Origin of the sequence: Acidovorax sp. SUPP2539 (genome assembly GCF_030158975.1) — a bacterium.
Classification (GTDB): domain Bacteria; phylum Pseudomonadota; class Gammaproteobacteria; order Burkholderiales; family Burkholderiaceae_C; genus Paracidovorax.
The window spans coordinates 1-1673 of the sequence record NZ_BQXJ01000018.1 but is presented as its reverse complement, the minus strand read 5'-3'; the positions used below and the strand labels follow the sequence as shown (position 1 = coordinate 1673).

Sequence of the window (1673 nt, the reverse complement as noted above, 5' to 3'; positions counted from 1 at the left end):
TGCTCTTCGTTGACGTAGCTGCTGTACTGGCGCTGCCACACGAGCGGCATCGGCCCGGGCAGGCTGAAGTCCAACTCGTCCCCGCCCATCAGCACCTTGGCCCCCAGCGCCGGGTTGACGGGGCTGCCCACCGCCATGCCGCCCGGGCACACGGAGCACGCCACGCCCCCCGCCGAGCCGATCAGCACGGTGGCCGAGCCCTGAACGATCGGCCCGCCCTTTTGGGTCATGTCGCTTTGCCGTGCCGCTGGTTTGCCACTCATGCTGTCGCTCTTTCTTGGGATCGTTTGCCGGGTTCAGGCAAGGGGGAGAGGTAAGGTCTTTGCGCCAATCGCCTCGGGGCTTCTGGCCATCGCATCGGGTTTGGGGCCGCGCCAGCGCGCGAAGGCCATGCAGGGCAGCCCCCGCCGGCCCGCCTCAGCAGTTGAGCTTGTCCAGGCTGGACAGCACTTCGATCAGCGCCGGCGTGAGCCGCACGGTGCTCGCCCCGCAGCGCAGGGTGATCTCCTGGTCCGCCTCCAGCGTGATCTGCTGCGCCTTCACGGCCAGCGCCTTGCCCACCTGCAGGCTGTCGCCGCCCGTCACCTGCGCGCTGCGGTCCCCGCCCACGCTCACGCTGTCGTCCTTGCCCACGCTGCGGCTCCAGTGCATGCCCACCAGGTCGTTGCGCACCATGCCGACGTTCACGCTGTAGGCCATGCCGATGTTCATCATCTTGGCCATGCCGACGTTCTGCAGGGCCACCATGCCCACGGTCTCGGTTTTCATCTTCCCGACCTGGATGGTCCAGTTGCTGCCGATCTGGTCTTTCTCGTTCTTGCCGATGGTCTTGCTGCGGTTCTTGCCGATGCTCACCGTCTCGTCGATGCCGACGTCTTCGCTTCGGTTGTCGCCGATGCTGATCTTTTCGTCGTGGTCCACCCGCTCGGTGCGGTTGGAATGGACGGTGATGGTCTCGTCGCCATCGACTTCCTCGGTGCGCCAGCCGTGCACGGTGATCTTTTCGTTGCGGTCCACGGTCTCGGTGCGGTCGCGGTGGATGACGTTGGTCTCGTCCCGGTCGACGGTCTTGCGCCGATCGTTGCCGACCCACTTGTCCTCGTCGTTCTCCACTTCGGTGAGCTGGTCCTTTTGCGCATGCAGCCACAGCTGCTCGGCCCCGGCCTTGTCCTCGAAGCGGATGGCGTTGGCATCGCCCGCGCCGTTCTTCAGTCCGTCACCGAAGGCCCCGCCCTTGCTCGATTTGGTCTTGATGCCCGACTGCGTGGCGTTGGCCGGCAGCGCCCACGGCGGCATGTTGTCGGCGTTGTACACGCAGCCGGTGATGAGGGGGTGGTCCGGGTCGCCATTGAGGAAGTCGACCACGACTTCCATGTTGATGCGCGGGATGAACAGGGCCCCGAAGCCGGAGCCGGCCCAGCTGCTGGAGACCCGCACCCAGCAACTGGAGTTCTCATTCATGGCGCCCACCCGGTCCCAGTGGAACTGCACCTTGACGCGCCCGTACTGGTCGGGCCAGATCTCCTCGCCCGGCGGGCCCACCACCACGGCGGTCTGCGGGCCGGTGGTCCTGGGCTTCGGCGTGGTGCGCGCGGGGGTGTAGGGCACGCTGGTGGGCTGGGCCAGCAGGGTGAATCGCTGGAACGAGCCTTCTTCCTGCGCCGTGCCCTTGG

The 1673-nt window shown here is 66.9% G+C and carries 2 protein-coding genes; both read right to left on the bottom strand.

Annotation, left to right across the window (positions count from 1 at the left end; translation table 11 throughout):
• Positions 1-263: DUF6531 domain-containing protein (locus tag AVTE2539_RS26215; RefSeq protein ID WP_284415244.1), on the bottom strand; the 263-nt coding region annotated here is incomplete at its 3' end.
• 154 nt (positions 264-417) lie between these two features.
• Positions 418-1673: type VI secretion system Vgr family protein (locus AVTE2539_RS26210; protein WP_284415243.1), on the bottom strand; the 1256-nt coding region annotated here is incomplete at its 5' end.